The 6547-nt window shown below is 44.2% G+C and carries 6 protein-coding genes; 4 read left to right on the plus strand and 2 right to left on the minus strand.

From position 1 onward, the window contains the following. Nucleotides 1–280: 280 nt before the first annotated feature. Together RH949_RS27130 and rlmN are read right to left on the minus strand one after the other, a co-directional pair. Nucleotides 281–841 (minus strand): DUF4334 domain-containing protein, encoded by a 561-nt coding sequence (locus RH949_RS27130; protein ID WP_446357526.1) that lies wholly within the window; start codon nucleotides 839–841, stop codon nucleotides 281–283. 61 nt (nucleotides 842–902) lie between these two features. Further along, nucleotides 903–1982, minus strand: coding sequence for a 23S rRNA (adenine(2503)-C(2))-methyltransferase RlmN (gene rlmN / locus RH949_RS27135; RefSeq protein WP_446357529.1), 1080 nt, complete (start codon nucleotides 1980–1982; stop codon nucleotides 903–905). Nucleotides 1983–2273: 291 nt separating this feature from the next. Between rlmN and kaiC the strand changes: the two genes are divergently transcribed. The 4 genes from kaiC to lgt all read left to right on the plus strand — a co-directional run bounded on the left by kaiC (nucleotide 2274) and on the right by lgt (nucleotide 6077). Further along, nucleotides 2274–3977 (plus strand): circadian clock protein KaiC, encoded by a 1704-nt coding sequence (kaiC, locus tag RH949_RS27140; protein ID WP_006103975.1) that lies wholly within the window; start codon nucleotides 2274–2276, stop codon nucleotides 3975–3977. Between the two features lie 128 nt (nucleotides 3978–4105). After that, nucleotides 4106–4459: a circadian clock KaiB family protein gene (locus RH949_RS27145; protein WP_006104052.1), complete on the plus strand. Its 354-nt coding sequence runs from the start codon at nucleotides 4106–4108 to the stop codon at nucleotides 4457–4459. A 180-nt stretch (nucleotides 4460–4639) separates the two neighbouring features. Further along, a complete protein-coding gene (locus tag RH949_RS27150) occupies nucleotides 4640–5134 on the plus strand; it encodes a DUF427 domain-containing protein (protein WP_006103909.1) in 495 nt (164 codons plus the stop codon). 64 nt (nucleotides 5135–5198) lie between these two features. After that, nucleotides 5199–6077 carry a prolipoprotein diacylglyceryl transferase gene (lgt, locus tag RH949_RS27155; protein ID WP_006103923.1) on the plus strand — a complete coding sequence of 293 codons (879 nt, stop codon included), beginning with the start codon at nucleotides 5199–5201 and terminating at the stop codon, nucleotides 6075–6077. Nucleotides 6078–6547 lie beyond the last annotated feature (470 nt).

Here is a 6547-nt window from a genome sequence, read left to right on the forward strand (position 1 = left end):
CTAACTTCTAAAAGCCGAAACGCCCTATTTTTCGTTCTCACTCTTCCTTGTCTACGGTCGCTGAGCGAAGTCGAAGTGATGGTCTACCTGTCTTCCAAGTCTAACCTGAACCGCAATCTTAAAAAACCTACCCTTGTGAGGGTTGGGAGAGGGGCTGGGGGTGAGGGGTTGAGCTTAAGTTGACACCAATGCATGTCTGTGCGCCCCTACGGTTTCTGGACATAAGGTTAACTAACCTATCAAATGATGCGTCCTAACCGCTATGGCGATTGCTATATTATTAATGGGTGACACGGCGCTTAAGCACAAAAAAGAACGGTTGGGGTGAGCGTTTCAAATCCATAATTCCTAACACAGTATTGTCATCTATTTTCCGAAAACAGTCATTAATCGGCAAATGATCATAGATCATCGTGGCACTGACTTTTCCGCGATAGTTCATCATTCGGAGTCTGGCTTGGCTTTCTTCTGTTTCCACTAATGGTTTCAGTAAGGAATTCGTCAAGCTTAGCCAAGGTTTCAGAGAGTCATTTTTGAGAATTGGCAAATTAAAAAGTACGTTAATTGCCGTGGGATTGGGCGCAACCTTAAAAATTTTTCCCTGGCTATCTAAAAATAACAATGGGTGAACTGTCTCAGGATCAACAAATTCTTTTCCATACCAATTCAATGTTTCTAAGAAGCCATCCATCGGGTGATCGGTATGAAGTCCCGATCCTTGCCAACGACCAATCATAAAGTCTAAATCCACGGGTTCGAGAGCGTCAAATAATTGTAACGCTGTTTCGGTTGTCGTTTTCCCTGCGTTCAGAACCGACTGGCAGCTTTCTACTGTTTGCATGTTTTTAAGGATTGTGTAATGGTCTTCTGGCTTCTACCCTCTGCCTTCTGCCTTGCTTTTATCAAACTGTCGAAGCCCTTAATTGTCCACAGGCGGCGTCTTTTTCTAAACCGCGAGAACGACGCACGCTGACGGCAATGTTATGCTGTTTTAATGTCTCAACAAAGGCTTGAATCCGGCGGGGACTAGGACGCTGATAATCCACTTCGCTAATCGGATTGTAGGGAATCAAATTAACGTGACTCTGAAATCCGCGTAGGTGTTGAGCTAATTCTATTCCATGTTCGGGTTGGTCATTGAGTCCGGCTAAAAGGATATATTCAAAGGTCACTCGGCGTCCGGTTATCTTGACATAATCCCGACATTCCTGTATTAAATCAGCTAACGGATAGCGTTTAGCACTGGGAATCAGTTGTTCGCGTAGTTGCTGATTAGAAGCGTGGAGGCTAACCGCAAATGTCAATTGCAGTTTGTGTTCTGCTAGTTGACGAATGCGATCGCGAATGCCTACGGTGGAGATCGTCTGCGATCGCATACCGATGCCAATATCCTGATTCAGGGAACGCACAGCCGCGAGAACCCCCTCCAAATTTAGTAAAGGTTCTCCCATGCCCATAAATACAACATTACTCACCCGTTGCCCAAAATCCTCCTGAACCGTCAAAACTTGATCAACAATCTCATGAGGTTGGAGATTCCGGGTAAATCCGCCTTTCCCCGTCGCACAAAAGTCACACGCCATGGGACAACCGACTTGGGAGGAAACGCAAACCGTTAACCGATTAGCGGTGGGAATCCCGACGGTTTCGATAATATTACCATCTGCCAACCGCAGCAAATATTTGACCGTGCGATCGGGAGCCTGAGAGCGATAATGTAGAGTAGAGCGACCAATGGGGACATCAACTAAGGCTTGCCGCCATGACTTGGAAAAGACTGAAATCTCACTCAGCGATCGCGCCCCTTTTTGATAAATCCAGTTATGAAGCTGGCGTCCCCGATAGGCAGGTTGTCCTTGCTGTTCTACCCACTGGGTTAACTCAGCCAAACTTGCCCCTAATAGCGGTGTTTTGGTTCCATTTAGCTGACTCTTTTCTGGGGATACGGGGGAATGGGAGGACGAGGTGACGGAGTAAGCCATAAGTCTGATGATTCTTTATTTTCACAGATTGTTGCTTTTGTCAAGACGATTAGCGGGAATAGAGGTGAGATTGAGACAGTCGGGTCTAGATCTAATTCTACCGCCTCAGTAAGAGTTGGGGTAGGAAACCATAGAGATAAAATGAAGAACGAATCAACCGAGAGAATATGGACTCAATTAAAATTGCCAAATTCTCTCTAAGTAGGTTGATGGAGATAAACCTAACTCGATTAAGTCCTGTAAATATTCCTCAAACCCTTCCCAAGGACATAAGACATAAACGGATGACAAATGACAAAGACACACCAAACCAAGCTGAATAAATGTCCAACTGGCATCCAGGGACTTGACGAAATTACCAATGGTGGATTACCTCAAGGGCGTCCTACATTACTATGCGGCAAAGCCGGCTGCGGTAAGACACTGATGGCAATGGAATTTCTGGTACATGGTGCCACGGAGTATCAGGAACCAGGTGTTTTCATTTCCTTTGAAGAGTCGCCCGATGAACTGACGCAGAATGTCGCTTCCTTCGGTTGGGATTTAACAGCATTAGCCGATCAAAAGAAACTGACGATTCATTATGTGCATATTGATCGCACTCAAATCCAAGAAACTGGCGAATATGATCTCGAAGCCTTATTTATTCGTCTCGGTTATGCCATTGACTCAATTAACGCCAAGCGGGTTGTCTTAGACACCCTAGAGGTTTTATTTGCCGGATTGCAAAATAACGCGATCGTGCGTTCTGAATTGCGGCGACTGTTTCTTTGGCTGAAGGAAAAGGGCGTGACGGCAATTATTACGGGTGAAAGTGGTCAAAATACGCTCACTCGTCAGGGTTTAGAAGAATATGTTTCCGATTGTGTCATCTTCCTCAATCAACGGATCATCAATGAACTGGCAACACGACGGTTACATATTGTCAAGTATCGCGGTTCTAGACATGGTACAAACGAATATCCATTCCTGATTGAAGATGACGGAATTTCTGTATTACCCCTCACCTCTGTGGGATTAGATTACCAGGTATCCAATGAACGGATATCTACAGGTGTTGAGCGCTTAGATACCATGCTGGGAGGTGAAGGCTATTTTCGTGGAAGTAGTGTTCTTATTTCCGGTACGGCGGGAACAGGTAAGAGTTCACTATGCGCCCATTTCGCTGAGGCAACTTGCTTGCGGGGAGAACGATGTCTCTACTTTGCCTTCGAGGAATCGCCTAGCCAGATCATCCGCAATATGCGATCAATTGGCATCGATTTAGACCCATCTGTACAAAAAGGTTTGTTGAAAATTCAAGCCATGCGCCCAACCTTTTATGGGTTAGAGATGCATTTAGTCAAAATTCACCATTTTGTTAATGAGTTTAAACCCAACGTTGTGATCATCGATCCGATATCGAATCTGACGGATATCGGCAACTATATGCAAGTCAAATCCTTTATGATGCGTCTCGTTGATTTCTTTAAAACGCATCAAATTACTACGGTTTTGACTCATTTAAACTTAGGTGGTAATCCCCTAGAACAGACGGATCTGGGTATTTCCTCGTTAATGGATACATGGTTGTTGTTGCGGGATGAGGAAAGTAGCGGCGAACGCAATCGTTTACTGTTTGTCCTGAAATCTCGCGGGATGAAACATTCTCATCAAGTCCGTGAATTTCGGTTGACCGATACGGGAGTGCAATTGGTTGATGTGTATCTGGGAGTCGGTGGTGTAATGGCGGGAACCGCACGAACCATCCAAGAATCACAAGAAAAGGCAGAGGCATTAGTTCGCCGACAAGCCATTGAACGTAAGCAACATGAAATCGAACGCAAACGCCAGATTATGGAAGTTCAGATTCAAGCGTTGCAAGCTGAATTTGAAACTCAAAAAGAAGAAATCGAGCAAATGATTCAGCAAGAGAAGTTGCGGGATAAAACACTGCTCCAGGATCGCCGACTAAGGGCGCAGATACGTGATTATGATTCCCTAGAGGAGATGTGAGAATAAGAATTAATAAGCAATACATAATACATGATCAAAAAAAAATGAATCCTTTAGCAGATCAGTTTTAGAGGAAGTCACGGTACAATGACTAGATTAGTATTATAGGGAGGCGAAATAGCATCGTCATGAATGATTTCGACAAAAATAATGACAAGTCGTCGGAGTTAATCGAAAACTCTCAATCTAGTTTAGATTCCTTTGCTAACCTGGAGGTACAAACTTATGTTTTTCGTTTGTATGTTGCTCAAAATAGTTTCAAATCGATCCAAGCGGTTAAAAATATAAAAAGTATCTGTGAGGAACACCTAAAAGGACGTTATGAACTGGAAATAATCGACATCTACGAAAACCCAGAACGTTTAGAACAAGAGCAGATTTTTGCTGTACCAACTCTAATCAAAGAACTTCCTCCTCCTTTACAGCGTTTAATTGGGGATATGACGGATAAGGAAAAGGTTAAGATTTGCTTGAGTATTTGATCAATAAACAGCTCGTCAACACCAGGGGTCGATTAATTGATTGAGTGAGGATAAAACGGCTCAGAATTGATCAGGGTGAGCATTGATTAGAAAAAATTTCGAGAAACTGGTAACATTATCAACACATACATAGACCTACAGCATCTAATCTGCCGTCTCATTAGAGAAAACAGCTAAACCGTGAAACCCAATCGTATTACTCCTGAACCTGGTCAAGAATCGGTCTGGGATTATCCACGTCCTCCTCGCCTAGAGGAGACAACCAAGCATATTCGGATAATCTTTAACGGGATCGCGATCGCAGATACCCGACGGGCAAAACGGGTATTGGAAACCAGCCATCCTCCCTGCTATTACATCCCACCGGAAGACATCAAGCTGGAACATTTAGCGAAGACAGGGCGTAAAAGTTTTTGTGAATGGAAGGGAATGGCTGGATACGCCGACGTTGTGGTGGGTGACAAGCGGGCTGCCAATGCCGCCTGGTATTATCCTCAGCCAACTCCAGAATTTTCCTCGATTAAAGATCACGTTAGCTTTTATGCCAGTAAAATGGACGCCTGCTATGTCGATGATGAATTAGTCCAATCTCAGCCAGGGGACTTCTACGGGGGATGGATCACCAAGGATATTGTTGGACCATTCAAGGGTGAACCCGGAACAATGGGATGGTAAAGTTGAGCCTGGGAACTCACGCAAATACATTGACCATTTTTAATTCACTCTCCGCTATACCCAAATGCTGCAAGCCATACCTTCCCTGATCCTGGCGTTTCAATTTGCCTCTCCAGGACCGATTCTGGTGAAGCTAGGACCACTGACGATCCGGTGGTACGGTTTATTAATTGCTTCAGCCGTATTAATTGGAGTCAGTCTGTCCCAATATTTAGCCAAGCGCCGTAACGTTGATCCAAACGCGATCGCAGATTTAGCCATCTGGTTAGTGATTGGGGCAATTCCCTGTGCCAGACTTTACTATGTCTTGTTTGAATGGGAACAATACGCCCAACGCCCGGAAGATATTATTGCGATTTGGAAAGGGGGTATCGCGATTCACGGTGCTATTTTGGGTGGACTTGTCGCCACGATCATTTTTGCCCGGATTCAGAAACTATCGGTTTGGTTATTAGCCGATTTAGTTGTTCCTTCGCTGATTTTGGGGCAAGCTATTGGACGTTGGGGTAATTTCTTTAACTCAGAAGCCTTTGGCAGTCCCACAAATTTACCGTGGAAACTGTATATTCCTCCCCAACAGCGCCCTCCAGGGTACATCAATTATCAATATTTCCATCCCACGTTTCTTTATGAGTCGCTGTGGAATTTATTGATTTTTGCCATACTGATCACCTTATTTTTTCGGGATTTGAAACGAAAACCGCACCTGAAAGTTGGCACATTGGCACTAATTTATCTGGTGGGTTATAGTGCAGGTCGCATTTGGATTGAAGGATTACGAACGGATAGCCTGATGGTCGGACCTTTACGCATTGCTCAAATTGTCAGTTTAGTGTCAATTCTCTTGGGATTGGCAGGTTTAGTATGGCTCTACTGGTTCCGTCGTCCTCTCCCAGATGTTGTACCACCGGAAAATCAGCAATGGGATACGGTATCTGAGTAGCACAGGGTTCATTGGTGTCAATTTAACGCTAGAATACCATCTACAAGTTTAAACTGAGACCTGCCGCACTCTTAACAAACTCCAAAATACCGTGAGGTGGAGAATAACAAAAGTACCGTAGGGTGGGCATTGCCCACCAGCTTTAAGTCAGTGGAATTCTACTTAATAGTGAGCAAGACGCTCATCCTAAGACAAGGATTCCGCAATTCTTGACATTAAGGTTTAAATGCCGAACAGTTTAACTGAAATAACAAAAGCCCCAGAGAAAAAATCTCTAGGACTAAATCAGGGTGCATCTACCATTTCTTTCTTCTTATCCCTATGAACCCAATCCGGAAAAGTCGCCTAAAAATAACAAAAGCCCCAGAGAAAAAATCTCTAGGACTGAACCAGGGTGCATCTACCATTTCTTTCTTCTTATCCCTATGAACCTAATCCGGAAAAGTCGCCTAAAAATAACAAAAGCCCCA

Source organism: Coleofasciculus sp. A1-SPW-01, assembly GCF_040217205.1.
GTDB lineage: Bacteria > Cyanobacteriota > Cyanobacteriia > Cyanobacteriales > Coleofasciculaceae > Coleofasciculus > Coleofasciculus chthonoplastes_A.

What these genes read in the sequence shown, in the direction of transcription:
- RH949_RS27130 (WP_446357526.1), bottom strand. Translation starts at nt 841, where the DNA reads ATGCAAACAGTAGAAAGCTGCCAGTCGGTTCTGAACGCAGGGAAAACG.
- rlmN (WP_446357529.1), bottom strand. Translation starts at nt 1,982, where the DNA reads ATGGCTTACTCCGTCACCTCGTCCTCCCATTCCCCCGTATCCCCAGAA.
- kaiC (WP_006103975.1), top strand. Translation starts at nt 2,274, where the DNA reads ATGACAAAGACACACCAAACCAAGCTGAATAAATGTCCAACTGGCATC.
- RH949_RS27145 (WP_006104052.1), top strand. Translation starts at nt 4,106, where the DNA reads ATGAATGATTTCGACAAAAATAATGACAAGTCGTCGGAGTTAATCGAA.
- lgt (WP_006103923.1), top strand. Translation starts at nt 5,199, where the DNA reads ATGCTGCAAGCCATACCTTCCCTGATCCTGGCGTTTCAATTTGCCTCT.